This window comes from Streptomyces sp. NPDC060031 (genome assembly GCF_042736805.1).
In the GTDB taxonomy this organism is placed as follows: Bacteria; Actinomycetota; Actinomycetes; order Streptomycetales; family Streptomycetaceae; genus Streptomyces.
In genome coordinates this window covers 90,580-114,253 of record NZ_JBHWVM010000014.1, presented here as the reverse complement: position 1 = coordinate 114,253, position 23,674 = coordinate 90,580, and the positions used below count along the sequence as shown (strand labels likewise).

Sequence of the window (23,674 nt, the reverse complement as noted above, 5' to 3'; positions counted from 1 at the left end):
GTACGACGGCGGGCGCGGGGGCAGCGACGGGCGCGGGCGCGGAGGCGGGAGCGACGGGCGCGGAGGCGGGAGCCGGGTGCGCGGCCGGGGCCATGGCGTGCGACTCGGGGCCGGGGACGTAGGCCATGGCGGGAGCGGCGGCCGGCGGGGCGGCCACGAAGCCGGCGGGCGGCCCGCTGCGCTCCAGCCGGTCGAGCCGCGCCTGGAAGGACCGCTCGTCGCTGAAGGCGGCGGGCAGCAGCACCCGGGCGCAGATCAGCTCGAGCTGCAGGCGCGGCGAGGTCGCGCCGCGCATCTCGGTGAGCCCGGTGTTGACCAGGTCGGCGGCGCGCGACAGCTCGGCGGCCCCGAAGACGGAGGCCTGGGCCTGCATCCGCTCGACGACATCGGCGGGGGCGTCGATGAGCCCCTTCTCCCCGGCGTCGGGCACGGCGGCGAGGATCACCAGGTCGCGCAGCCGTTCCAGCAGGTCGGCGACGAAGCGGCGCGGGTCGTTCCCGCCCTCGACGACGCGGTCCACGACCTCGAAGGCGGCCGCGCCGTCCCCGGAGGCGAAGGCGTCGATGACGGCATCGAGCAGTGACCCCTCGGTGTACCCGAGCAGGGAGGTGGCCATGGCGTATGTCACACCCTGGTCGGTGGCGCCGGCGAGCAGCTGGTCCATGACGGACATCGAGTCACGCACGGAGCCGGCGCCGGCCCGTACGACGAGCGGCAGCACGCCGTCCTCGACCTTGGCGCCCTCGCGTCCGCAGACCTCGCCGAGGTAGTCGCGCAGGGTGCCGGGCGGGACCAGCCGGAAGGGGTAGTGGTGGGTCCGGGACCGGATGGTCCCGATCACCTTCTCCGGCTCGGTGGTGGCGAAGATGAACTTGAGGTGCTCCGGCGGCTCCTCGACGACCTTCAGCAGGGCGTTGAAGCCCGCCGAGGTGACCATGTGGGCCTCGTCGATGATGTAGATCTTGTACCTGCTGGCGGCGGGGCCGAAGAAAGCCTTCTCCCGCAGGTCACGGGCGTCGTCCACACCACCGTGCGAGGCGGCGTCGATCTCGATGACGTCGATGGAGCCCGGCCCGTTCCTGGCCAGGTCACGGCAGGACTGGCACTCGCCGCACGGGGTCGGGGTGGGACCCTGCTCACAGTTCAGGCAGCGGGCGAGGATGCGCGCGCTGGTCGTCTTTCCACACCCGCGCGGCCCGCTGAACAGGTACGCGTGATTGACCCGGTTGTTCCGCAGGGCCTGCATCAGCGGTGCAGTGACATGCTCCTGCCCGATGACCTCGGCGAACGACTCGGGGCGATAGCGGCGGTACAGCGCAAGGGACGACACGTCTACGAGGTTATCCGGGCCCACCGACATCAGCGGCCCTCCGACCCGGACCCGGGCCCACGGGCGGCCGCCCGGGCCCGCCGGGACCCGCAGGAAGCCGCCGGAAGCCGCCCCGGAACGCAAAGCGCCCCTCACGCACCCGCCAGAGCCCACTTACCCTTGCTGCCTTCCGGCCCTGGGGGAGTTGGGTGAGATAGCGCCACGTGAGGGGCTGGCCCCACCCTAGCGGATGGATGCCCCCGGAATCGAGCCGGATGCCGGCCGACTCCCCGCCGGGCGATCACGTGCGCGAGCACCCCTCAGCGTCTTGTATTGTTTGCAGCGGAGGATTCGCCTAGTGGCCTAGGGCGCACGCTTGGAAAGCGTGTTGGGGGCAACCCCTCACGAGTTCGAATCTCGTATCCTCCGCCAGTGCCTCACCGGGCACTTGAAGGCCCCGACCGGGAAACCGGCCGGGGCCTTCTGCGTTCCTCGCCCTCGCGCCCCCGCCTCAGCAACTGCCGGACCTGGCGCCACACCCGAATCACCTCGGCGAGCTCCGCAAGAAACGTCCGGACGTGCACCAGCAGGCACCTCGCAAGCCCTACGGCCACGAGGACCCCTGCCGCGATGGTGATCCACCGCACCTGGCACCTCCTCGCCCTGTTCATCACCATGCTCGCCACACCAAAGATCGAAGTCAGCAGCTCGCAAGCCGCATTTTGTGATCTTCGGAAGAGCTCCACCGTAGACACCATGCTGGATATACTTTATGGGTCAGCTGATATCACGGGAGGTGTCCAGATGAGTCGAACAGTGATCGACCTTGACGACGAGCTGCTGGCCGACGTGGCTCAGGCGCTCGGGACGAGCACCAAGAAGGAGACGGTCAACACCGCCTTGCGCGAAGTGTTGGAGAACCGCCGGCGCGCGCTCGCGCTCACTCGGCTGCGGGCTACCGCCGGAGAGGGCGCGTTCGACCTGGGCCTCTTCGAGGACAAGAGGAACTACCGACGGTGAGCGCGGCACAGTTCCTGATCGACACCAGCGCACTCGCACGGTTCCTGCACGGCGACGCCGAACAGTACGGCTGGGATCAGGCGGCTGCGGCTGGTCTCATCGCAACCTGCCCGATCACCGAGCTGGAGTTCTTCTACGGTGCCCGATCCGCCGCAGACCGCGCGCGCGGCATCGATGACATGCGGTTGCTGTTCGGCTGGGTGCCCGTCGACGACCGGGCGTACGACCGCGCCTGGCAGGTCCAGGAGCTACTGACCCAGCGCGGGCAGCACCGCAGTGCGGGCGCGGTGGACCTCGTCGTTGCCGCCACCGCGGAACTGCAGGGGCTGACTCTCCTGCACCGCGACCACGATTTCGAGTGCATCGCGGCTGTCACCGGCCAAGCCATGCAGTGGTACGGCCCGGAGGCCGGCAAGTAAGCCCACGCTGGTCTCGGTCCTGGTCTCATTCGCGGGTGTACAGCACCGTAGGGCGAGTCCGTAGCCGCTACCTTCGCCACAGGCCGGGACGCCCGCGACCGTCGCCGAACCCCCCGACGAACATGTGGAAAGCGTGTGGAGGGCAACCCCTCACGAGTTCGAATCTCGTATCCTCCGCCAGTGCCTCACCGGGCACGACGTCGAAGGGCCCCGCTGCTTGCAGCGGGGCCCTTCGCGTTCCCCGACCGCAGTCCGGAGATCTTCACCCGCCGATCACCGTGGGGCGCCCGGCGCCGGCAGTGGTCCTCGGCCGGGGAGTCCTTCCGGGTGATCGTCGAGGGCGCCGCGCCACGCCTCCGGGGCCGGCTCTCCGGATGCGCGCCCCGCACGGTGGGCGGCGAGGGGCCCGGCCCGCGCCGCCGTACGGCATCGAAACGGCGGCCTTGCGCCGCGCCGGAGCCTTGACACCCATCTGGCTTGTGCCGCCTTAGTGTTGACGACGTGACATGTAATTCTGAGGGCCCCACCGACCCACCAGGAGACTTATGAACACCGCGTCCCGGACGGCAGATCCCGACGTCTCTTCCTCGGGTCCCGCCGTCGACACGCTCGGGATGTCCGCCGCGCAGGCCCGCAGCGCGGAGCTGGAGGAGCAGATCCTCAAGGATCCGGGGCAGTTCCGGGTGTTGACGGGCGACCGCCCGACCGGCCGGCTGCACCTGGGTCACTACTTCGGCACGCTGCACAACCGCGTACGTCTTCAGGACCTCGGCGTGGAAATGCTCGTGATCATCCCGGACTACCAGGTCCTCACCGACCGGGACGTGGCGGACAACCTGACGTGGCACGTCGAGGAGCTGGTGCTGGACTACCTCGCCATCGGCGTGGACCCGGCCCGCAGCACGATCTTCACGCACAGCGCCGTCCCGGCCCTCAACCAGCTGATGCTGCCCTTCCTCAGCCTGGTCTCCGTCTCGGAGCTCAACCGCAACCCCACGGTCAAGGACGAGATCACCCACTCGCGCCAGTCCGCCGTGAGCGGCCTGATGCTCACCTACCCCGTGCACCAGGCCGCGGACATCCTCTTCTGCAAGGCCAACCTCGTCCCGGTCGGTCAGGACCAGCTCCCGCACCTCGAACTGACCCGGACCATCGCGCGCCGCTTCAACGACCGCTACGGCAACGGCACCCCCGTGTTCCCCCGGCCCGATGCCCTGTTGTCGAGCGCACCGCTGCTGCTCGGCACGGACGGCACCAAGATGAGCAAGAGCCGGGGCAACGCCATCGCCCTGGCCGCCGACGCCGACGAGACCGCCCGCCTGCTGAAGGGGGCCAAGACCGACGGCGAGCGCCACATCACCTACGACCCTGCCGCGCGCCCCGAGGTGTCGTCGCTCATTCTTCTGGCGGCCCTCTGCCAGGGTCGTACCCCTCATCAAGTGGCCGACGAGATCGGCTCCGCGGGAGCCGCCGCGCTGAAGAAGACCGCGACCGAGGCGGTCAATGAGTACCTGGCGCCGATCAGGGCCCGCCGGGCCGAGTACGCGCAGGACCGCGGCTACCTCCGCCGGACGCTGCGCGAGGGCAACGAGCGCGCCAGGGCCACGGCGGACACCACCCTCGCCGAGGTGCGTGCCGCCATGAACAGCCAGTACTGACCCTCCCACGCCCGGAGCGGGCGGCGTGCTGAGGGTGTGAGAGGGGCGGTCCCCACGGGGCCGCCCCTCTTTGGTGTGCGCGCGGCCGCGCGGCCGCGCGGCGGGGTCGGCGCCGGGACGAGGAGCGGGGATCCCGGACGAGGAGCGGGGGATCCGGGACGAGCGGCGGTCCACGCCGGGACGACCGGGCCTCACCGGCAACCCGAGTCCACCTCAAGCCGTCCCCGGTGGTTCGTCGAGGCAGGTCGGTGACGCTGGACGCCAGAGGTCGAGCAAAACCCTACGCGTCTTCTGCTGTCGACAGACCTCTTGAGGTAGGCATCCTATGAAAATCCTCTTGGTCGCCATGCCATGGCAAGGGCTTGATACGCCGTCGAGCGCCCTCGGAATCCTGGGGCCGTGCGTCCGCAGACAAGCCGCCGGCTGGGAAGTCGACGAGCTGTACGCCAACATCCCGTGGGCCGAACACCTGATGCGCGAGAGCGACGGCTACATCACGGCGGAGCACTACGGTGAGGTCGCGGTCCAGGTCTTCCACGGCGTGGGCGACTGGGTGTTCACTTCGGCGCTGTACGACGTCGACGGACATCGGGTCGACGAGTTCTCCGAGTTCCTCCAGAAGCGCGGCATAGAGCCGCAGGTTCCCGTCGAGATGCAGAAGCACTCCCGGGAATTCATCCGGAACCTCGCGGCCGAGATCGCCGCGGATCCCCCGGACGTCGTGGGCTTCACGAGCACCTTCATGCAGAACGTGCCGTCCCTCGCCCTGGCCAAGGAGCTGAAGAGGATCGCACCGGGCATCCGGACGCTGATCGGCGGCGCCAACTGCGACGGGCCGCAAGGCCCCGCCCTGCACCGCAACTTCGAGCAGCTCGACTTCGTGATCAGTGGGGAGGGCGAGCGCGCGCTGCCCGCGCTGCTGAACCGCATCGCCAAAGGCAAGGGTTTCGCCGACGTGCCGGGGCTCAGCTGGCGTGACGAAGAGGGCCGGACGGTGGCGAATCCGCCCGCCGCGGCGGCGCTGCCGTTCGCCGCGGTGCCCGCGCCCGACTACGACAGCTACTTCCGGGCGCTCAAGAGTTCACCCGTCCAGGACCACGTCCGTCCGATGCTGGTCATGGAGACCTCCCGCGGGTGTTGGTGGGGCGACCGCCATCAATGCACGTTCTGCGGCCTGAACGGATCGAACATCGATTTCCGGAGCAAGGCCCCCGAACGCATCGCCCGGGAAGTCCAGGATCTCGTCGAGCGCTACCAGATCCTCGATCTGGTCATGGTGGACAACATCCTCGACATGAAGTACTTCGGCACGGTCATACCGGAGCTGGCCGCCCTGGACCTCGATCTGCGGATCCACTACGAGATCAAGTCCAACCTGACGCGTGACCAGTTGAAGAGCCTGCGCGAAGCGAACGTGCTCTACGTGCAGCCCGGCATCGAGGGCCTGAGCTCCCATGTGCTGCGCCTCATGGACAAGGGCGTCAGCGGCGCGCACAACGTGCGGCTCCTGCGCGATTCGGAGGACCTCGGCCTCAACGTCACCTGGAACATCCTTTACGGATTTCCCGGTGAGACCGAGGAGGACTACCGCGGACTGCTCAAGAGGTTCACCACGCTCGAGCACCTCCAGCCGCCGACCGGGGCTTGGCGCATCGCGTTGGAGCGGTTCAGTCCGTACTTCGAGGAGCCGACCAACGGGTTCATGTTCCGCCGTCCCGCCGAAATCTACGACTTCATCTACGAGGTGCCGAGGGATCAGCTCTACGACTTCGTCTACCTCTTCGACACGACCGACGAGGGAATCGTGGGCCCCGTCGAGGACGAACTGAAGCAGGCGGTCGACGAATGGGCCGCGGCGTACGACCAGAGCAGCCTCTCCTACTGGATCGACGACCGGGACCGGGTCGTCATCGAAGACCGCCGAGCCAGCTGGCCGGAGGAAGTGATCGAGTTGGACGACCGCCAGAGCAACGTGTACCTGGGCATGTTCCAGGGCGCCGGCCAGGAGGGAGTACGCCGACGCCTGGCCTCCGCCGGGTTCGCGGCCGGGGAGGGCGAGGTCGAGGAGATGCTCCGTTACTTCGTCGACCGCGGCCTGGCGTTCGAGGAGGAGGGCCGCTACGTGAGCGTCGCGCTCGAGGTCGACCCGTACCGGCGGAAGCTGGTCAATGGCAGGGAGGTGTTTGCGTCGCGATGAGCGTACTCATGGACATCGCTGAACTCAGGGAACGGGCTTCGGATACGGAGCGCCCGCCGACCGGTGATCGGCCCGCGTCCGCGACGCTGACCCTCGGATCCGACGGGGCGGCACTTCCCGCGGTCACCGAACTGGCGGCGCTGCTGCCCCGCATGTCGGTCGCCGGGGTACGGCTGGCGCAGAGCGCCGACTTCGCGGCGCTCCCCGCCGCGTCGATCGTGCGGATCATCGCGTTGATCCGCGAATGCGCCTCGATCGGCGTCCCGGTCTCCTGGTCGCTGGTCCTGGACCCGGGACAGCGCGACCTGATCCGTCGGCTCGATCATCTGCCCGCCCCCGACCGGACCGTGGTGGCGGGGAAAGAAGCCGTGGCCGCCAGCGCGTGGCGGTCCTCCGAGGATTTCGGGCTCCTGTACTTCCGCAAGGGTCCGAATTTCCTGTCGGTCGTCGACAACCGGCCCGAATCCTGCCGGCGGATCGTCCTCGACGATCCCGCCACGATGGACGTCTTCCGCCAAGGCCTGGCGGGATGCCCGTGGGCCGGGCTGTCCCGGGATCCGCAGTACGCCGCCGCCGCGGCGGACCTGGTGGAAAAGGGCCTGCTCCTGCGCATCGGGGACCACTGCGTGACCTTGCCGCTGCACATGCGTACCTGGCCCCTGGGCGCAGCCCTGCTCGGGGGAACCCTGGCCTCGGCCGGGAAGAAGCCGGAGGAGGGACTCTGATGGCCACCGCCGTGGACGACACGGAGCTGTTCGGCGATCTGCCGCTGCTCGCCCGATTCGAACCAGAACCTGCCAGGCGTTTCCTCGGATATGCCGTGGAGGAGTATCAAAAGTGTCTGGACAGCCGTGATTCCGACGGCGTACCCAGCCATCTGCCGCGCGCTTCCGGTCTGCTGTTCGGGCAGGCGGACGACACCGGGATCACCATCCGCGACATCGAATTCGTGCCGAATGTCCGTGACAGCGACGAGAGCGTCATCGCCGAGTTCGAAACGGCCATCGCGCCTCGTTTCGGCGACGTGTACCGGAATCCGGGTCGAGGTTTCTGGTCCGACGAGAAGGGTGTGCTCCGGGCGATCCAGCAGCAGGCCGCGAACGGCCTGGAGCTGATGGGCTCCATACATTCGCATCCGAACTGGCACGAGATCGGCCCGCCGAACGAGCGGTTCCAGCAGCTCAGTGAAGTTCCGACGCGGATGGACGAGTACCTCTTCGGTCAGTCCTGCTGGCCGGTGAATGTCATTTGGTACGTGCACGCTGACAGCGGTGGTCTGGCGCACCGGGTGGCGGGCTGGCGGCCCGGTCCGGAGCCGGAGAGCTGTCGACAGCTCGACATACGGATTCCGTCCGAGGTCTGCGATGAATTCCGCGTGGAATTGCCGTCCGAGTGACGCGAGTTCAAAGGGAACCAACGAAGGAGTAAGACATGTCCGATACAGCGCAAAGCGTCGTGACCATCAAGCTTCCTGCCGTCTTCCACGCACTGACCGGCGGCCGGCGCCAAATACCGGGTGCGGGGGACAGCATCAGGGACGTGCTTCACGGTATTGACCGGGACTATCCCGGCGTCCTCGAGCGGATCATGGACCGGGAAGGGTCCGTGAAGCGCTACGTCAACGTCTACCGGAACGACACCGACATCCGAACCTTCGACGGCCTCGAAACCAAGGTGGAGGATCAGGACGTGATCTGGATCGTCCCTGCGGTGGCGGGCGGCAGCGGAACGGCGAATTCCCAGGAGTCGTGATGTCGGATACGGATACGGATACGGATACGGATACCTTGCCTTCGGAATTCTTCACCGACCCCGGACCGTCCCCGCACGCCGCGACCGCGGAGTTCAGGTCCAAGTGTCCGGTCCATCGGATCGACTATCCCCCGGGCGCCGAGGCGTACGCGGTCCTCGGGCACAAGGAGGTCGAGGAGGCCTTCGGCGACTTGCGCCTGTCCAAGCAGGTCGAGAACCTTCCTCCCCGGTACCGGGACAAAGCGGCCGACAGTCTCCTCATGGTCCGCAACCTGGGGTTCGCCGACCCGCCCGAACACCACACCCGGCTGCGCAAGCCCATCAGCCGGGCGTTCCTGCCCGGCAGGATCGCCGGCCTCCGCCCGCGCATCCAGGAAATAGTCGACGATCTCATCGACGCCTTTCCGGAGTCCGGTGAGATCGACCTGCTGACCGCCTTCGCCCTGCCCCTGCCGCTCACCGTGATCTGCGAGTACCTGGGGATACCGGTCGAGGACCGGCCGCTGTTCCTGGAGTGGGGCTACGTCCTCAGCCAGGATCCGTTCCAGCACTCGGAGACGGAGCTGAAGGCGGCGACCGAAGCGTTCACCGACTACTTCACCGAGCTGGTGGCCGAGCGTCGCAAGGACCTGCGGGAGGACCTGCTGAGCGAGCTCATCCGGGGCCGGGACGAGGGCGTCTTCAGCGAACGGGAGCTGTTCTCGACGATCCTCCTGCTGCTCATCGCGGGACACAAGACGGTTGCCAACATGCTCGGGAACGGGACGGCCCTGCTGCTCTGCCATCCCGAGCAGCTCGCCATGCTCCGCGCGCGCCCCGAGCTGGTCCCCTCGGCGGTCGAGGAGATCCTGCGCTACGAGGGCTCGGCCTCCTGGGCCTCGCTGCGCATCGCGGCGCAGGACATGCGGCTGGGGGACGTGGCCATCCCCAAGGGGAGCTTCGTGCATCTCTCCCTGTCCAGCGCGGGCCACGATCCCCAGGCGTACGACGACCCGGAGCGTTTCGACGTCACCCGGTCGCCCAACCACCATCTGGCCTTCGGTCACGGTCCCCACTTCTGCGTGGGCGCCCCGCTGGGCCGGCTCCAGGGCGAGATCGCTTTCACCACGCTGCTGCGCCGACTGCCGCAGTTGGAACTCGCGGTGGCTCCGCAGGAGATCGCCTGGCTCTCCGACAGCTCGCTCAGCCGGGGGCTCGATGCCCTTCCCGTCCGAACCGGAAAGCGGGTGCCGCGATGACGACCACGGGGACAGCCGACGGCGCGAGCATCGCCGTGGTGGGCGTCGGCGGGGTGGGCCGCTGTCTCGGCGGCCGGCTCGCCGTCGCGGGGTGCGACGTGCGGTTCCTGACGCGCGGCGAGAACCTCGCCGCGCTCAAGCGGGACGGGGTGCGCATCACCGACGGCACGAGTGACTGGACCGTGCCGCAGGTGCGGGCGTCGGACGACCCGCGGGACATCGGCGAGGTCGATTTCGTCCTGCTGTGCGTGAAGACCCAGCAGTTGCCGGAGGCCATCGACACGCTGTCCCCGATGGTCGGCGAGGGCACCGCCGTGATCACCGTGCAGAACGGGGTGGAAGCTCCCGAGCAGGTGGCAGCCGGTATCGGCCGCGAGCGGGTGCTTCCCGGCATGGCCAGGGTCGTCGCCCTTCCGACCGATCCGGGCGAGGCGCGGCGCGTGGGGCCGCCCGGTGCGCTGGGCTTCGCCGAGTGGGACGGCAGCGTGTCCGAGCGGGTGCTACGACTGCGCGAGGTGCTCAGTGCCGCCACGGTGACGGTGATGGAGCCGAGCGACATCTGGGCCGACCTGTGGGCGAAGTTCCTCCTGGTGGCGCCGGTCGGCAGTCTGGGAGCCGCCACCGGTGGGGCGACCATCGGCGAGCTCAGGTCGCGCGCGGGCACCCGGCGGATGCTGATCGCGGGCATGCGGGAGATCTACGAGACCGGCGTCGAGCTGGGGATCGCCCTGCCGGGAGATGCCGTGGACACGGCGATCGGGATCATGGACCGGCAGTCGCCGGACGCCACCTCCTCGCTGCAGCGGGACATCCTCGCGGGCCGGCCGTCGGAGCTGGAGGCCTGGACCGGGGCCGCGGTCCGCCTCGCCGAGCGGGCGGGCAAGGCCGCGCCGGTCCTCGAGACGGTCTACGAGTTGCTGGCCACGCGCGAAGCGCTGGCGGCGAGCGCGTAGGGCATGAGGCGTAAGGCGTAGGCAGACGCCGGATTCCCGGCCGGGGTCGCCCGGCCGGGAACGCGCCGCGGCTCCGTCAGGGCCGGGCCCCCGAGCGGGGCAGCAGTGTCCCGCGCAGGAGGCCGCGCAGGGTGAAGCCGGCCGTCACGGCCCACGCCGCGAGCAGGAACGCGTACAGGGCGACGGTCAGCCACGCGAAGGCGTGCAGTCCCGTGTGCCGGGCGAGCCCCTCCGTGCCCGTCACGCAGGTGCCGACGGGGAAGGTGAAGGCCCACCACGTCATCGCGAAGCGCATCCCCTGCCGCCATGCGCGTACGACGGCCGCGCTCGCGAGGACGAGCCACAGCAGCGCGAATCCCGTCACCGGGACGCCGTAGAGCACGGCGAGCATCCCGAACCCCTGGTCGTACGGGGCCCGCACCACGTGGGGCGCGACGTCGGCGAACTGGTTGACGGCGGTCACGGACTGGCCCAGCGGCCCGAGCACGAGGAACAGCGTCGGCACCAGGAACAGCGGAAGCCGCGGTCCCGTCAGCAGCCGCGCGAAGACGACGGGCAGCATCACGAACGTCGCCATCATGCTCAGCCCGAACATGCCGTAGCAGCCGAGCAGCAGCGCCTCCTGCCACTGCCCGGCCGGCAGGTGCGGCAACAGCAGGGGGCCGAGCGCCGCGGAGACCAGGGGAGCGACGATCGGCAGCAGCCAGACGGGTGAGGCGTTGCCGGGCCGCAGGCCGTGCCCGACGGCCATCAGGTACGGGATCGCGACCGCGGACGCCAGACCGATGACCGTACCGGCCGTGAACAGCACCGCGTCCACGGCGACGGCCGCGCGCAGGCCGATCCAGTCCTTGCCGACGAGCATCGTGCCGCCGCCGACCGCCAGCAGGGCCATGGCGAGGCATCCGTAGAACGGGGCCACGGCCGGGTCGAGCAGATGGGCGCGGGCCTGGTCGCCGTGGTGTCTCCAGTGCGCCGCGCGGGCGGTGAGCAGTACGGCGAGCATCACCGCGGACAGCGCCCAGAAGAGCGAGCAGACCGTACGCAGGCCCGGGAAGGACAGCGGCAGACCGGCGCCGGCGTTGGCGACGATGGCGGTGCCCATCACCGAGGCGTACCAGTTCGGGCCGAGGTGGCGCGCGAAGGCGGCCCGACCGCCCTCCTCAGGCCGGGACGGGGCGCCGGACCGCACCGCTGTGACCACGCCTCCACGCTCGCCCGGAAACGGGCGGCGCGCCATCCGGCGGGCCGTCCGGCGAGCCGGATGGCGGGCCCTGACGGCACCCCTCGGAAGGAGGCCGCGGAGGCCTGGCTAAACTCCGCCTGCCCTATGCAGGGCAGTTGAGTTTCTGGGGGGAACGCATGCTGCACAAGTTCAGCGACGAACGGTGTCGGGGGAGACGCACGCACACACCGAGAGGCGTCACCGCGCTCGTCGCACTGATCATCGCCGTCCTGGCCGCGCTCGTGGGACCGGTCGGCGCGGCCGCCGCCGCGGTGGCGCCGAAGGACGAGACCCGGGCCGGCGCGCCCGCCGCGGAAGCCGCGCCGCAGGCCGCGCCCGCGACGCCCTCGCCCGCGCCGAAAGCCGCGCCCGCGAAGCCCGAGGAGAAGCGTCCGGAACCCGCGGCGGAGCGCGCCGCGGCCGGCCGGGAGATCGGCCGGATCAGCGCGGCCGACACCTGCTCGGGAGCCCTCGCGCCGGACACGGTCCACACCTGCGCCGCACGCCCGGCGGGCGGCGTCACATTCACCCTCGCCCTCACCGCGGCGACCGACCTGGTCTTCATCCAGGCCGTCTCCACGAGCGGCGGGATCGAGTACCCGAACCTGAAGGCGCCGGACGGCTCCGCGGTCGCCTGCGCCCCGCTGGGCTCGTACGGGGAGACGCGCTGCCCGACGAGCAAGCCCGGGACGTACACCCTTGAGCTCGCCGGCGGTTCGGTGGGCAGCGGGTTCTCCGTCTCGTACAAGGCGCTGCTGTCCGCCACCTCCTGCACCACCGTGACCGGGGCGGAGGCCGCCCTCGGGGCGCCGAAGGCCTTCGCCGCCACCGTGGCCGCCGGTTCCGCGGGCGACTGCTTCCGCCTGCCGCTGGCCGCCGGAGCCGTCCTGCGCGCGCACCTGACCTCGTACGAGGTGTACGGCACGGTCTACGACGCCACCGGCAAGCAGACGTGCTCCACCCGGAGCAACGGCTCACAGGACTTCGACTGCAAGCTGACGGGCACCGCCCCGTTCACCCTGCTGGTCAACCAGGACTACGGGCGGAGCGTGGCCTACGGCTTCACCGTCGCCCGCCTGTCCTACCCCGGCGGCTGCCCCGTCGTCACGGTGCAGGCGTACGGCACGGTCCCGGCCGCCTCGTCCGCGACGCGCTGCCGCATCCTGCGCGTGGCGACCGCCGGGCCCTTCGCGTTCGGCCCGACCGAGGCCTCGTCGTGGATCTCCGGGAAGCTCTACCAGGTGGGCGGCGCCGAGGCGTGCCCGCCGGCGCCCGACGTGCCGTGCACGCTCGCCGCCGGGGACTACACCTGGGCGCGCGACAGCAACAACACCACCGTGGACCCGTACGGCATCTGGTTCCACGCCACGAACCAGGCCACCGGCTGCACGGACGCGCGGGACGACGGCTTCGCCTCCGGCCCGGCGCGGGGCACCTTCACGGGCGCCTCCCAGCGGCTGTGCCGGACGCTCCCGACGGCCACCGGCAAGGGGCTGTACTTCCTCGACAACCCGCCCGCGGACGGCGGCGCGGACCCGGTCACCACGGTCTACGACGCCAAGGGCGTCCAGCAGTGCCGGGCCACCTCCAACGTCTCCGTCTGCAAGCTGACGGGCACCGCCCCCTTCCGCGCGGTGCTCTCCGGACCCGCCTCGGGCGCCTACCGGATGACCATCCACGGCACCGGTGACGTCAGCGGCTGCACCACCTGGAACCGCACCGGCTTCGGGCCCTCCACGGGCACGAAGGTGGATCTCACCGCCGACAAGCAGGTCGCGTGCCTGGCCCTCGCGGCCGACAAGCACTCGACCGCGGAGATGATCGACTACACGAACGCCACCAACCGGGTCAACGCCTCGGTGCAGATCTACGACGGCGCCGGCGACCAGGTGTGCAGCACGATCGGCAGCACCACGACCGCCTGCGTGTTCCAGACCGGCCCCGCCTACCCGGCGCTGCTCATCGGCACCGGCCGTATCGACAGCTACCGCCTGGTGCGCCGGGACATCTCGCCGACCGCGAAGTGCCCCGCGCCGAAGTCGCTGACCGTCGGCGGAGCGTCCACCGGCTACACCTTCAACTCCGCGCTGGACAGCACCTGCCTGCAGTTCAAGACGGCGGCCACGGACAAGCTGTGGCTCTCCGTACGGACCCCGGGGGCCTCCTACCGCACCGGAGCCCAGCTGATGGTGGCTGACGCCACCGGCAAGGTCGTCTGCTGGCAATGGGGCCCCTCCTGCCTCGTCACAGGCTCGACGGGGTACCTGGTCTTCGCTGTGGCCTCCGGTTACGACGGCAGCACTCCCATCGTGGCGCACATCGACACCTGGCGAGTCGGTACCGCGGCCGGCTGGGCGCCGGAGTGCACCAAGAACCGCTTCTCGACTGACGGTTTCCCCGTGAGGAGCGGCACGCTGACCGAGACCGCGACTGCGTATTGCGCGATCGCCGCCATGAAGCCGAACCAGCGATTCAACGTGTACGGCGCCGACAACAGCCCCACCGAGACTCCGTTGGTGAGCCTGCTGAGCCATACCGCCTTCGCGGGCACGACCGACTACTCGGTCCAGTGCAGCCACAGCGTGGGTGACTTCAAGTTCTCCTGCGCCACCTACTCCACTGCCGTGGAGGGCGACTACCTCATGCTGCTGAGCGGCTACACGGCGCCCACCCCGCTCACCTACAGCATGCAGGGAGTCTGCCAGGAGGGATGCACCACCCGTCCGCAGCCGGCCGACGCCGACTCGCTCTCCCCGGCGACCAGCGCCGCCGAGAGCACGACGCAGGTGGTCCTGCACGGCACGAACCTGACCCTCGGCACGGAGGTCACGCTCGCCTCCAACGGCACCCCCGCGTCCGCGTACCGGATGATCGAGCCCGTGTCGGTCAGCGCCGACGGCACCTCGCTCACCGTGCGGCTCTCCACCTTCGGCGTCGCGCCCGGCACTTACGACGTGGTGGTCGACGGCCCGGGCTACACCGTCGGCACCCGCTCGCCGGGCTACCTGCCCGGCGCGTACGCGGTCACCGCCGCCGCGCCGGCCGCGAAGACCCCGCCGAACGGTCACCCGCTCGCGAACTGACCCCGTCGCAACACGACGAGGCCCCGGCCGGGCAACCGGCCGGGGCCTTGTGCGTGCTCACGACATGTGTGGTCCGGCGCGCTGTCACCGCCGGCGCCGGGTCTCTGACCCGGGCCGCGGCTCAGGCGGTGGCGAGCGAGATCTCGGTCGACTTGATCAGCGCGACGACGGAGGACCCGGCGGCCAGGCCGAGCTCTTCGACCGCGTCCTTGGTGACGGCGGCGGTGAGCCCGCCGCCGTCCACGTCGATCTTGACGGACGCCATGGCGCCGCCGGTGGCGACGCCGACGACCGTGCCGGCGATCTGATTGCGGATGGACAGGCCCTCGGCGGGGCCGGTGGCGAGGGCCACGTCGGTGGCCTTGACCAGCGCCTTCACGGAGGAGCCCGCAGCGATCCCGAGGGCCTCGACGGCGTCCGTGGTGATGGCTGCGGTGATGTCCTGCCCGCCGTCCAGCCGGACCTTGACCGCCGCCATGGCCTCGCCGGCGGTGACCGCGGTGACGGTGCCGGCGAGCTGGTTGCGGATGCTCAGGCCCATGCCCGTCACGCGTCCGCCATCTTCGGCATCTCGCCGACCGTCGTCGACATGTCGATCACGGCGAAGGCCGCTCCCTGCGGGTCCGTGACCGCCGCGAAGCGGCCGAACGGGCTGTCCATCGGGCCGAAGTGCAGCTTGCCGCCCAGCGACTTGGTCTTGGCCACGGCCTCGTCGCAGTTCGGGACCGAGAAGTAGACCTGGATGTAGGAGGGGATCTGCGGCGGGAACTCGTCGCCCATCGTCATCCGTCCCAGCACCGGGTTGTCCTTGCCGCCCAGGCTGAAGACCTTGAAGTCCATGCCGGCCGTCTCGGGGTCGTCGCCGGCCCCCATCTGCTGGGCGCCGTACGGGAAGACCTTCGACAGGAAGCCGTCCGCCTTGCCGGGCTCCCGGGTGAAGACCTCCGCCCACGCGTACGAGCCCGGCTCGCCCATCTTCTCGAAGCCCTTGTGCTCGCCCGGCTGCCAGACGCCGAAGACGGCGCCGCTCGGCTCCTTCGCGATCAGCATCGTGCCGAAGCTGCCCACCTGCATCGGCTCCATCAGCAGCTCGCCGCCCGCGGACTTGACCTTCTCGCCCGTGGCCGCCGCGTCGGGCGAGGCGAAGTACAGACACCACTGCGAGGGTGCCTCGCCCCCCGGCATCGGCGGGACGACGGCCGCGACGGCCTTGCCGTCGGAGTAGGCCTGCGTGTAGTTGCCGAACTCGCTGGACGCCTCGCCGAAGGTCCAGCCCAGCACATCGCCGTAGAACCTCTTGGCGCCCTCCACGTCGGAGAACATCGCGTCCACCCAGCAGGGCGCGCCTTCCTTGAACTCAGCCATGGTCGATCGACTCCCGTGTCGTGTGCGCATGCCCGTCGTACGTCTCGTACGTGCCGTTCTCACGCTAGGTGCGCGGTGCGCCGACCGCGCGGGGAGCGCCGCCGCGCGGGACGCTGGAGCCATGGACAAGGACATCACCATCCGGCTGGCCCAGCAGCCGGAGGCCGACGAGCTCCTCGGCCGCAGCCCGCTCGCCGCGCTCGTCGGGATGCTGCTCGACCAGCAGGTACCGATGGAGTGGGCGTTCTCGGGGCCCTACACGATCGCCGGGCGGCTCGGCGCGGACGACCTGGACGCCCACGCCATCGCCGCGTACGACCCGGAGGCCTTCGCGGCGCTGCTCTCGCAGAAGCCGGCCGTGCACCGCTACCCCGGTTCCATGGCGAAGCGGATCCAGCAGCTGTGCGCGTACCTGGTGGAGCACTACGGCGGGGACGCGGCGGCGCTCTGGGCGGACGCCGGCAGCGGGGCCGAGCTGCTGGCGCGGCTGAAGGCGCTGCCCGGCTTCGGCGAGCAGAAGGCACAGATCTTCCTGGCCCTGCTGGGAAAGCGGTTCGGCGTCCGCCCCACGGGCTGGCGCGAGGCCGCCGGGGGCTACGGCGCGGCGAACGTCTACCGCTCGGCGGCGGACATCACCGGCCCCGAGTCGCTGGCCAAGGTCCGGGCACACAAACAGGAGCTGAAGGCCGCCGCCAAGGCGAAGGGCTCCTCGTAGGAACCGAGTTGACGGGCCGTCTCGTATGCCGGGCGATTGTCAGACCCTCCCCATAAGATCATTCACATGACGGAAACGACTGTGAACCTGACCCGCGCGGCCACGGCCGAAACCATCTCCGACGGCCCCGGCAGCCTGATCACGCTGCTCACCGACACCGCCGAGCTCACCTGCAACACCGCGACCTTCGAGGCGGGCGCGGCCGGCGCCCCCGTGCACTTCCACACCAAGGCGACCGAGTTCTTCCACGTCACCGAAGGGCGCCTCGACGTCCTCGTGGGGGACGAGATACACACCCTGGCCAAGGGCGACTTCCTCGCCGTCCCGCCCGGCGTGAAGCACGCCTTCGCCCCGGCCGCCGACAGCACTGCCGAGGTGCTCGTCGGGTTCACTCCCGGCATGGCCCGCTTCGACTACTACCGCCTGCTGGGCCGGGTGCGCGCGGGCGAGGCCACCGTGCAGGACATCATCGACAGCCAGCCCACCTACGACAACCACTACGCGGAGAGCGAGGCCTGGGCCGGGCGGCTGCGCAGCGCCGAGGCGTAGACCTCGTCGGCGTCGAGCCTGCGCAGCTCCTCCGCGATCAGCTCGGCGCTGGTGCGGATCTTCAGGGCCACCTTGCGGTCGGGGCTCCCGGGCAGGACCAGGGTGGCCAGGACCCCGTCCGGGCGGTCCACCCGTATCTCCCCGCCCGTGGTGTCCAGCCGGACCCGCGTGATGACCGGCCCGTCCGTGGCCACCCGGGCCACGCTCACCCCGAGCCGGTCCTCCAGCCAGCGCGCCAGCAGCTCGGTGCTGGCGTTGCCGGGCTCGCTCTCGACCGCCGCACCCGTCACCGGGAGCGGCTTCTGGTCCAGGGCGGCGGCCAGCAGCGAGCGCCACGGCGTGAGCCGGGTCCAGGCGAGGTCGGTGTCGCCGGGGGCGTAGGCCGCGGCCCGCGTGTCGAGGATCGCGACCGGGTCGGGAGCCGCCTCGGCGTCCGTGATCCGGCGCTGCGCGAGCGCGCCGAGCTGGTCCCGCGCCGGGTCGGCGGGGGCGTCCGCCGGCCACCAGGCCACCACCGGCGCGTCCGGCACCAGCAGCGGGAGCACCACGGAGCCGGCCTGCTCGGCCAGCGCCCCGTGCAGGCGCAGGAGCACGATCTCCCCGGTCCCGGCGTCCGAGCCGACGCGCAGCTCCGCGTCGAGGCGGGACCGGCGCAGCTTCAGCGGGCCCCGCGCGCTGCGCTTGATCACCGCGATGACGCGGCAGGGGTGCTCGCGCGAGGTCTCGGAGGCCGCACGGACGGCGTCATAGGCGTTCTCCTCGTCGGTGACCACGACGAGGTTCAGTACGAGCCCCATGGTGGGGCTGCCGATGGCCCGGCGTGCTTCGAGCAGGGCCCGGTTGACCTTGCTGGACGTGGTGTCGGTGAGTTCGGTCCGCATGCGCCGAGTCTGTCAGCGACCGCCGGTGGGGCGTCACCCGGTTGCCGCAATCAGGGGGTCGCTCCTGCGGGACCCCACGTCACCTGCGCCGGCGCGCCGTCCCGAAGATCGACCGCGAGATCTCCCGTCCCAGCTGGGTCCCGACCGAGCGCGCCAGCGAGCGGAACAGCCCGCTCCCCACCACCTGCTGTGCCAGCGAGGGGTCCGGCTTCGGCGCGCTGCGGGCCGCCTTCTGCGCCTCCTTGGCCTGCTTCTCGGCCGCCGCCGCGGCCGCTGCCGCCTCCGCCTCGGCCTCCGCTGCCGCCTGTTCGGCGCTGATCTTCTCGTACGCCGACTCCCGGTCGACCGGCTCCGCGTAGCGCGAGTACAGCAGCGAGCCCTTCACCGCCTGCTCCAGGGCGGCGGCGTCGATCGGCCCCATCAGCGACTGCGGCGCGCGCAGCCGGGTCGCTGCCACCGGCGTCGGCGCGCCGTTCTCGCTGAGCACCGTGATCACCGCCTCGCCGGTGCCCAGCTGGGTGAGCAGCTCCTCCAGGTCGTAACCGGAGTTCGGGAAGGTCTTCACGGTGGCCTTGAGCGCCTTGGCGTCGTCCGGGGTGAAGGCGCGCAGTGCGTGCTGCACCCGGTTGCCGAGCTGCGCCAGCACGTCCCCCGGTACGTCCTTCGGGGTCTGCGTGACGAAGAAGACGCCGATGCCCTTGGACCGGATCAGCCGGACGGTCTGTGTGATGGCATCCAGGAAGGCCTTCGACGCGCCGTTGAAGAGCAGGTGCGCCTCGTCGAAGAAGAAGACGAGCTTGGGCCGGTCCAGATCACCGACTTCGGGCAGGTCGGTGTAGAGGTCGGCCAGCAGCCACATGAGGAAGGTGGAGAAGAGCTGCGGTTTGTCCTGGACGGCCGGCAGCTCCAGTACGGAGACCGTTCCGCGCCCGTCCGCGGCCGTTCGGAGGAATTCGCCGGTGTCGAACTCCGGCTCCCCGAAGAATTCGGCGGCGCCCTGCTGTTCGAAGGCGGTCAGCGCCCGCAGGATCACCCCGGCGGTCACCGTGGACAGTCCGCCGATGCCCTTGAGCTCGGCTTTCCCCTTGTCGGAAACGAGGAAGGCGACCACCGCCCGCAGGTCCTTGAGGTCGATCAGCTCCAGGCCCTTGGAATCGGCGTAGTGGAAGATCAGGCCGAGGGACTGCTCCTGCGTCTGGTTGAGCTGGAGCACCTTCGACATCAGCACGGGCCCGAAACTCGTGACGGTGGCGCGCAGCGGAATGCCCGGCCCGATCCCGCCCAGCGAATAGAACTCGGCGGGATATCCGGCGGGCTGCCATTCCTGGGCGACGTCCTCGGCCCGCTCCTCGGTCTTCGCGTTGGCCGTGCCCGGCGCCGAGATCCCCGAGACATCGCCCTTGATGTCCGCGAGGAACACCGGGACGCCGTGGTGCGACAGCTGCTCGGCGATGAGCTGGAGGGTCTTGGTCTTGCCGGTGCCGGTGGCGCCGGCGACCAGCCCGTGCCGGTTGAGCATCGACAGCGGAATGCGGATCTGCCGGTCCGGCAGACAGGCCCCGTCCCAGAGCAGGGCCCCGAGGTCGAGCGCGGGTCCGGTAAAGGCGTAACCGGCGGCGATCTGCCCGGCCGGGTCGGTGCTCTCGCTCATATATCACTCCCGAATTGGCGCTGTTTGACACTTTTGCACCAACATCGCGAGGCTGCGCCCGCAGGCACCGGCCCGGTAGGCTTTCCGTGTGATCTTCAAGCGCATCGGAAACGGGCGGCCGTACCCCGACCACGGCAGGGAAACCACCCGGCAGTGGGCGGACGTCGCGCCGCGCCCGGTCCGGCTCGACCAGCTGGTGACGACCAAGGGCCAGCTGGACCTCGAGACGCTGCTCGCCGAGGACTCCACCTTCTACGGCGACCTCTTCGCCCACGTCGTCAAGTGGCAGGGCGACCTGTACCTGGAGGACGGGCTGCACCGCGCCGTCCGCGCGGCCCTGCAGCAGCGCCAGGTACTGCACGCGCGCGTCCTCGAACTGGGCTGACACCCCGACGACACCGGTCGGCGCCGCCGGGCCGGCGCCGGGCAGACACCGGGCCGGCGTCCGGCAGACCGCGGCCTGACGCCGGGCCGGTGGGCGCCGGTTGCGTCCCGGTTGCGCCTTTCGGGTCAGGCTTGCCCTATGAACAGATGATTTCAGTGGGCATCGGGACGAGGCGGCATTACGCTGCGCTCATGAGCATGCTCACTCCCCCCGGCATGGGCGGAAAGTACCGCGTCACGGGAGCGGCTTACCCCCGCATGGCGCGCCCCCGACGCCGCCGCAGGATCGTCCTCGCCCTGCTCGGATCGCTTCTCGGGCTCGCGCTTCTCGGTTACGGGGCCGTGCAGCTCATCGGCGTGTTCCGCGATGGCGACGGCAAACGGAACGCCTCGGCGGCCAAGGACTGCGCCACCCCGACGCCCAAACCCGGCTCCGGCGCGGGTCCCGGGCCCGCCGCCTCCGGCAAACCGGCCGTCGCACTCCCCCAGCCCGGCCAGATCACGGTCAACGTCTACAACGCGACCCCGCGTGCGGGCCTGGCCAAGGCCGTCGGCGACGAGCTCAAGAAGCGCGGGTTCACCATCGGCCAGGTCGGCAACGCCCCCGCCGACTTCGACAAGAAGGTCCCGGCCGCCGGGATACTGGTCGGCTCGCCCAAGACCGACCAGACCGCCTTCTCCGTGGTCGGCGTCAACCTGGCCGGAGCCACGCACCAGACCGATGCCCGCGAGACCGCGGACATCGACCTGATCCTCGGCGACGCCTTCAAGGAACTCACGACGAAGGAGGAGGCGGACAAGGCGCTGGCCCTGTTGGCCAACCCCAACCCCGCGCCCGCCAAGAAGTGCTGAGCCGGGAGCTGGGCCGGGGCCGGCCGGAGGACTAGTGGACTACTCCGCCGAGCCGTACATCCGGTCGCCCGCGTCGCCCAGGCCCGGCACGATGTAGCCGTGCTCGTTGAGCCGCTCGTCCACGGCGGCCGTCACCACCGTCACCGGCGTGCCCGCCAGTTCGCGCTCCATGACCTCGACGCCCTCGGGCGCGGCCAGCAGCACCACGGCGGTCACGTCGTCCGCGCCGCGCTTGATCAGCTCCTGGATGGCCGCGACCAGCGTGCCGCCGGTGGCGAGCATCGGGTCCACGACGTAGACCTGGCGGCCCGAGAGGTCCTCCGGCATGCGCGTCGCGTACGTGGAGGCCTCCAGGGTCTCCTCGTTGCGGACCATGCCCAGGAAGCCCACCTCGGCGGTCGGCAGCAGCCGCACCATGCCGTCCAGCATGCCGAGACCGGCGCGCAGGATCGGCACGACCAGCGGGCGCGGGTGGGAGAGCTTGACGCCGGTGGTCGGACCGACCGGGGTCATGATGTCGGCCTGCTCCGTGCGCACGTCCCGGGTGGCCTCGTACGCGAGCAGCGTCACCAGCTCGTCGGCGAGGCGCCGGAAAGTGGGGGAGTCGGTGCGCTTGTCGCGCAGCGTGGTGAGTTTGTGCGCCACCAAGGGGTGATCGACGACCTGCAAACGCACAACATCCTCCAAGACTCAGCTGCCGGGTTTCGACCTGCGACCAGCGACCCCGCTACCTGCAAAAACGGCCGCAAACACGCGACCGACACCCAAAAGGCTACGCGCTGTGCCCGCCCCTTCGTGCCCGAAGGGGCGGGCACGCCCGGAAAGCCCCGGAGATGCGACCCGCCCGGGCGCCCAGCAGGCTGGGTTGATGAGCAACCGACAGGTGGTCGCGGCCGTCGACGGATCCGAACACAGCCTCAAGGCCCTGGAGTGGGCAAGGGCCGCGGCGCTCCGGCACCGCACGGGGCTGCTCGTCGCCCATGTGCTGCCCGACAGCTCCCAGTTGTACGCGGCGCGCCGCTCCGCGCTGCAGGACTCCTCCCAGCCGCAGGAGTTCACCGACCCCGTGACCGACCACGTCCGGACCCTCCTCGCCGACGCGCCCGAGCTGGCGGCCGAGGTGGCCTACGAATCGCTGGAGGGCTCCGTCCCCGAGGCGCTGCGGGCCCTCGCCTCCGACGCGCGGATGCTCGTGATGGGTTCCCGGGGCCGCGGCGGTTTCGCCGCCCTGCTGCTCGGATCGAACAGCAGGGCGGTGGCCACGAGCGCCGCCTGCCCGGTGGTGGTCGTCCCGCACGAGGCGCGCAGCGCGGGGGCCGCCGCCGACGCCTCGGCCGGGCGGGTGGTGCTCGGGCTGCACGCCTCGGAGACGCCCGACGACGTACTGGACTTCGCGTTCGCGGAGGCGGCCGCCCGGGGGACCACCGTCCAGGTGCTCTCCGCGTACGCGATCCCGCCCGCCCCCACGATGGTCGTCGACGCCCCCTTCGTCGTGGTCCCCCCCGAGGGCCTGGCCGACGCCGGGGACGACGGCGTACCGGCCGAACGGGAGATGCTGCGCTCCCAGACCGATCGGCTGGCCCCGCTTCGCGCCCGCTACCCGGACGTGCCCGTGGAGCAGGCGGCCGTGCCCGGGGACGCGGCGGGTCGGCTGGTCTCCGCGTCCCGGTCGGCGGCGCTGGTCGTGGTGGGCCGCCACCACCCGCGCCGCCACGTCCGGTCGCTGATGATCGGCTCGGTGGCGCACGCGCTGCTCCAGCACGCGCACGGCCCGGTGGCCGTCGTACCGACGATGCCCGCGCGACCCGAGCAGCCCTCGCAGCCCTCGCAGCCCGAAGAAGGCCTCTGACCTGCTCGGGGGTGGCATCAATCGGGCCGTCCGGGGGAAGGTGGGGGGAGGGGGTCTGCTTCGCGCCGGCGGAGGAGGACGACCGGACCAGCCTGGGGTGGTGGCCGATGCCCGACACGCAGCCGAGTGAACAGAGCGACCAGTACGAGACGCCGGAGACCGCGGCGCAGCGCAGAGCGCGCCGCGCCCAGTTCCTGCGCGACCTGATGGAGGCCCGGGAGCTGCGCGACCGGGTCCAGCCCCGGCGCGCCCGCGCGGCCCGCATGCGCCAGCAAATGCGGATGCGCACCTTCCGCTGGTGACCGGCCCGCCACGCCGGAGCGGTGAAGCGGCTCGCCGCCCCGGACCGCCGGGCACCGGACGGACGCGACACGGCCGCCGCGCGGACGGATCCCCGGCGCCCGCCACGCCGGGCACCGGACGGGCCCGACACGGCCGCCGCACGGGGCGGATCACCGGCGTCCTGCGGCACCCCGGGCAGCCCCCGTACAACCCGCGGAGCGCACGGCGCGGCACGACGCAAGCGCGGAAGACCTCTCGCAAAGCCGCTGTTTCTGCCACGATGCCGATTGGG

The 23,674-nt window shown here is 70.9% G+C and carries 23 protein-coding genes, 1 tRNA gene and 1 other RNA gene; 17 read left to right on the top strand and 8 right to left on the bottom strand.

Annotated features, from left to right (window positions below; all coding sequences use genetic code 11):
* A partial coding sequence (locus ACFWB8_RS09295) for a DNA polymerase III subunit gamma and tau (RefSeq protein WP_385223864.1) occupies positions 1-1,330 on the bottom strand: 1,330 nt, incomplete at its 3' end.
* Between the two features lie 117 nt (positions 1,331-1,447).
* Positions 1,448-1,546, bottom strand: an RNA gene (gene ffs, locus ACFWB8_RS09290) — signal recognition particle sRNA small type.
* Positions 1,547-1,653: 107 nt separating this feature from the next.
* On the opposite strand from ffs, the gene ACFWB8_RS09285 reads away from it, so the two are divergent.
* The 10 genes from ACFWB8_RS09285 (at position 1,654) to ACFWB8_RS09240 (ending at position 10,546) form a co-directional block, all read left to right on the top strand.
* Positions 1,654-1,741: transfer RNA gene (locus tag ACFWB8_RS09285), tRNA-Ser, on the top strand.
* A gap of 372 nt (positions 1,742-2,113) precedes the next feature.
* Positions 2,114-2,329 carry a type II toxin-antitoxin system VapB family antitoxin gene (locus ACFWB8_RS09280; RefSeq protein ID WP_374778334.1) on the top strand — a complete coding sequence of 72 codons (216 nt, stop codon included), beginning with the start codon at positions 2,114-2,116 and terminating at the stop codon, positions 2,327-2,329.
* Entirely contained in the window at positions 2,326-2,748 is a 423-nt protein-coding gene (locus ACFWB8_RS09275) for a PIN domain nuclease (RefSeq protein WP_385223863.1), read from the top strand. Before ACFWB8_RS09280 ends, ACFWB8_RS09275 begins: the two co-directional genes overlap by 4 nt.
* Before the next feature lie 614 nt (positions 2,749-3,362).
* Positions 3,363-4,406 (top strand): tryptophan--tRNA ligase, encoded by a 1,044-nt coding sequence (gene trpS, locus ACFWB8_RS09270; protein WP_385223871.1) that lies wholly within the window; start codon positions 3,363-3,365, stop codon positions 4,404-4,406.
* Between the two features lie 325 nt (positions 4,407-4,731).
* Positions 4,732-6,603 carry a RiPP maturation radical SAM C-methyltransferase gene (locus tag ACFWB8_RS09265; RefSeq protein WP_385223862.1) on the top strand — a complete coding sequence of 624 codons (1,872 nt, stop codon included), beginning with the start codon at positions 4,732-4,734 and terminating at the stop codon, positions 6,601-6,603.
* Entirely contained in the window at positions 6,600-7,328 is a 729-nt protein-coding gene (locus ACFWB8_RS09260; RefSeq protein WP_385223861.1) for a DUF5825 family protein, read from the top strand. The genes ACFWB8_RS09265 and ACFWB8_RS09260 overlap by 4 nt, the downstream gene beginning before the upstream one ends.
* Entirely contained in the window at positions 7,328-7,999 is a 672-nt protein-coding gene (locus tag ACFWB8_RS09255) for a hypothetical protein (RefSeq protein ID WP_385223860.1), read from the top strand. Before ACFWB8_RS09260 ends, ACFWB8_RS09255 begins: the two co-directional genes overlap by 1 nt.
* A gap of 35 nt (positions 8,000-8,034) precedes the next feature.
* Positions 8,035-8,355, top strand: a complete 321-nt coding sequence (locus ACFWB8_RS09250; protein ID WP_385223859.1) for a MoaD/ThiS family protein — start codon at positions 8,035-8,037, stop codon at positions 8,353-8,355.
* 35 nt (positions 8,356-8,390) lie between these two features.
* Positions 8,391-9,593: a cytochrome P450 gene (locus ACFWB8_RS09245; RefSeq protein ID WP_385223858.1), complete on the top strand. Its 1,203-nt coding sequence runs from the start codon at positions 8,391-8,393 to the stop codon at positions 9,591-9,593.
* The gene (locus ACFWB8_RS09240) at positions 9,590-10,546 is read left to right on the top strand and encodes a 2-dehydropantoate 2-reductase (RefSeq protein ID WP_385223857.1); all 957 of its coding nucleotides are present in this window, start codon (positions 9,590-9,592) and stop codon (positions 10,544-10,546) included. Before ACFWB8_RS09245 ends, ACFWB8_RS09240 begins: the two co-directional genes overlap by 4 nt.
* A 76-nt stretch (positions 10,547-10,622) precedes the next feature.
* On the opposite strand, the gene ACFWB8_RS09235 is transcribed toward ACFWB8_RS09240, so the two are convergent.
* On the bottom strand, positions 10,623-11,750 hold the full coding sequence (locus ACFWB8_RS09235) for a TDT family transporter (RefSeq protein ID WP_385223856.1): 1,128 nt from the start codon (positions 11,748-11,750) through the stop codon (positions 10,623-10,625).
* A 158-nt stretch (positions 11,751-11,908) separates the two neighbouring features.
* Here ACFWB8_RS09235 and ACFWB8_RS09230 point away from each other — a divergent pair, with 158 nt between their 5' ends.
* Positions 11,909-14,854 carry a hypothetical protein gene (locus tag ACFWB8_RS09230; RefSeq protein WP_385223855.1) on the top strand — a complete coding sequence of 982 codons (2,946 nt, stop codon included), beginning with the start codon at positions 11,909-11,911 and terminating at the stop codon, positions 14,852-14,854.
* Positions 14,855-14,975: 121 nt separating this feature from the next.
* Here the strand turns inward: ACFWB8_RS09230 and ACFWB8_RS09225 are convergent, their stop codons facing one another.
* Together ACFWB8_RS09225 and ACFWB8_RS09220 are read right to left on the bottom strand one after the other, a co-directional pair.
* A complete protein-coding gene (locus tag ACFWB8_RS09225; protein WP_385223870.1) occupies positions 14,976-15,395 on the bottom strand; it encodes a molybdopterin-binding protein in 420 nt (139 codons plus the stop codon).
* A 5-nt stretch (positions 15,396-15,400) separates the two neighbouring features.
* Positions 15,401-16,219 (bottom strand): VOC family protein, encoded by an 819-nt coding sequence (locus tag ACFWB8_RS09220; RefSeq protein ID WP_385223854.1) that lies wholly within the window; start codon positions 16,217-16,219, stop codon positions 15,401-15,403.
* Positions 16,220-16,340: 121 nt separating this feature from the next.
* On the opposite strand from ACFWB8_RS09220, the gene ACFWB8_RS09215 reads away from it, so the two are divergent.
* Both ACFWB8_RS09215 and ACFWB8_RS09210 read left to right on the top strand, forming a co-directional pair.
* Positions 16,341-16,934, top strand: coding sequence for an HhH-GPD-type base excision DNA repair protein (locus tag ACFWB8_RS09215; RefSeq protein ID WP_385223853.1), 594 nt, complete (start codon positions 16,341-16,343; stop codon positions 16,932-16,934).
* A 66-nt stretch (positions 16,935-17,000) separates the two neighbouring features.
* Complete coding sequence (locus tag ACFWB8_RS09210; RefSeq protein WP_385223852.1) at positions 17,001-17,483, top strand: cupin domain-containing protein; 483 nt, start codon at positions 17,001-17,003, stop codon at positions 17,481-17,483.
* Here ACFWB8_RS09210 and opcA read toward each other — a convergent pair.
* Together opcA and ACFWB8_RS09200 are read right to left on the bottom strand one after the other, a co-directional pair.
* On the bottom strand, positions 17,432-18,364 hold the full coding sequence (opcA, locus tag ACFWB8_RS09205) for a glucose-6-phosphate dehydrogenase assembly protein OpcA (RefSeq protein WP_385223851.1): 933 nt from the start codon (positions 18,362-18,364) through the stop codon (positions 17,432-17,434). The genes ACFWB8_RS09210 and opcA overlap by 52 nt on opposite strands.
* A 79-nt stretch (positions 18,365-18,443) precedes the next feature.
* Positions 18,444-20,015 carry a helicase HerA-like domain-containing protein gene (locus tag ACFWB8_RS09200; protein ID WP_385223850.1) on the bottom strand — a complete coding sequence of 524 codons (1,572 nt, stop codon included), beginning with the start codon at positions 20,013-20,015 and terminating at the stop codon, positions 18,444-18,446.
* A gap of 88 nt (positions 20,016-20,103) precedes the next feature.
* Here ACFWB8_RS09200 and ACFWB8_RS09195 point away from each other — a divergent pair, with 88 nt between their 5' ends.
* Positions 20,104-20,400 carry a type II toxin-antitoxin system VapB family antitoxin gene (locus ACFWB8_RS09195; protein WP_099173160.1) on the top strand — a complete coding sequence of 99 codons (297 nt, stop codon included), beginning with the start codon at positions 20,104-20,106 and terminating at the stop codon, positions 20,398-20,400.
* 191 nt (positions 20,401-20,591) lie between these two features.
* Positions 20,592-21,251: a LytR C-terminal domain-containing protein gene (locus ACFWB8_RS09190; protein ID WP_385223849.1), complete on the top strand. Its 660-nt coding sequence runs from the start codon at positions 20,592-20,594 to the stop codon at positions 21,249-21,251.
* Positions 21,252-21,290: 39 nt separating this feature from the next.
* On the opposite strand, the gene upp is transcribed toward ACFWB8_RS09190, so the two are convergent.
* Entirely contained in the window at positions 21,291-21,926 is a 636-nt protein-coding gene (upp, locus tag ACFWB8_RS09185) for a uracil phosphoribosyltransferase (protein ID WP_385223848.1), read from the bottom strand.
* Between the two features lie 193 nt (positions 21,927-22,119).
* On the opposite strand from upp, the gene ACFWB8_RS09180 reads away from it, so the two are divergent.
* Positions 22,120-23,100 carry a universal stress protein gene (locus ACFWB8_RS09180; protein WP_385223847.1) on the top strand — a complete coding sequence of 327 codons (981 nt, stop codon included), beginning with the start codon at positions 22,120-22,122 and terminating at the stop codon, positions 23,098-23,100.
* A gap of 107 nt (positions 23,101-23,207) precedes the next feature.
* Positions 23,208-23,402, top strand: coding sequence for a hypothetical protein (locus ACFWB8_RS09175; protein ID WP_385223846.1), 195 nt, complete (start codon positions 23,208-23,210; stop codon positions 23,400-23,402).
* Positions 23,403-23,674 lie beyond the last annotated feature (272 nt).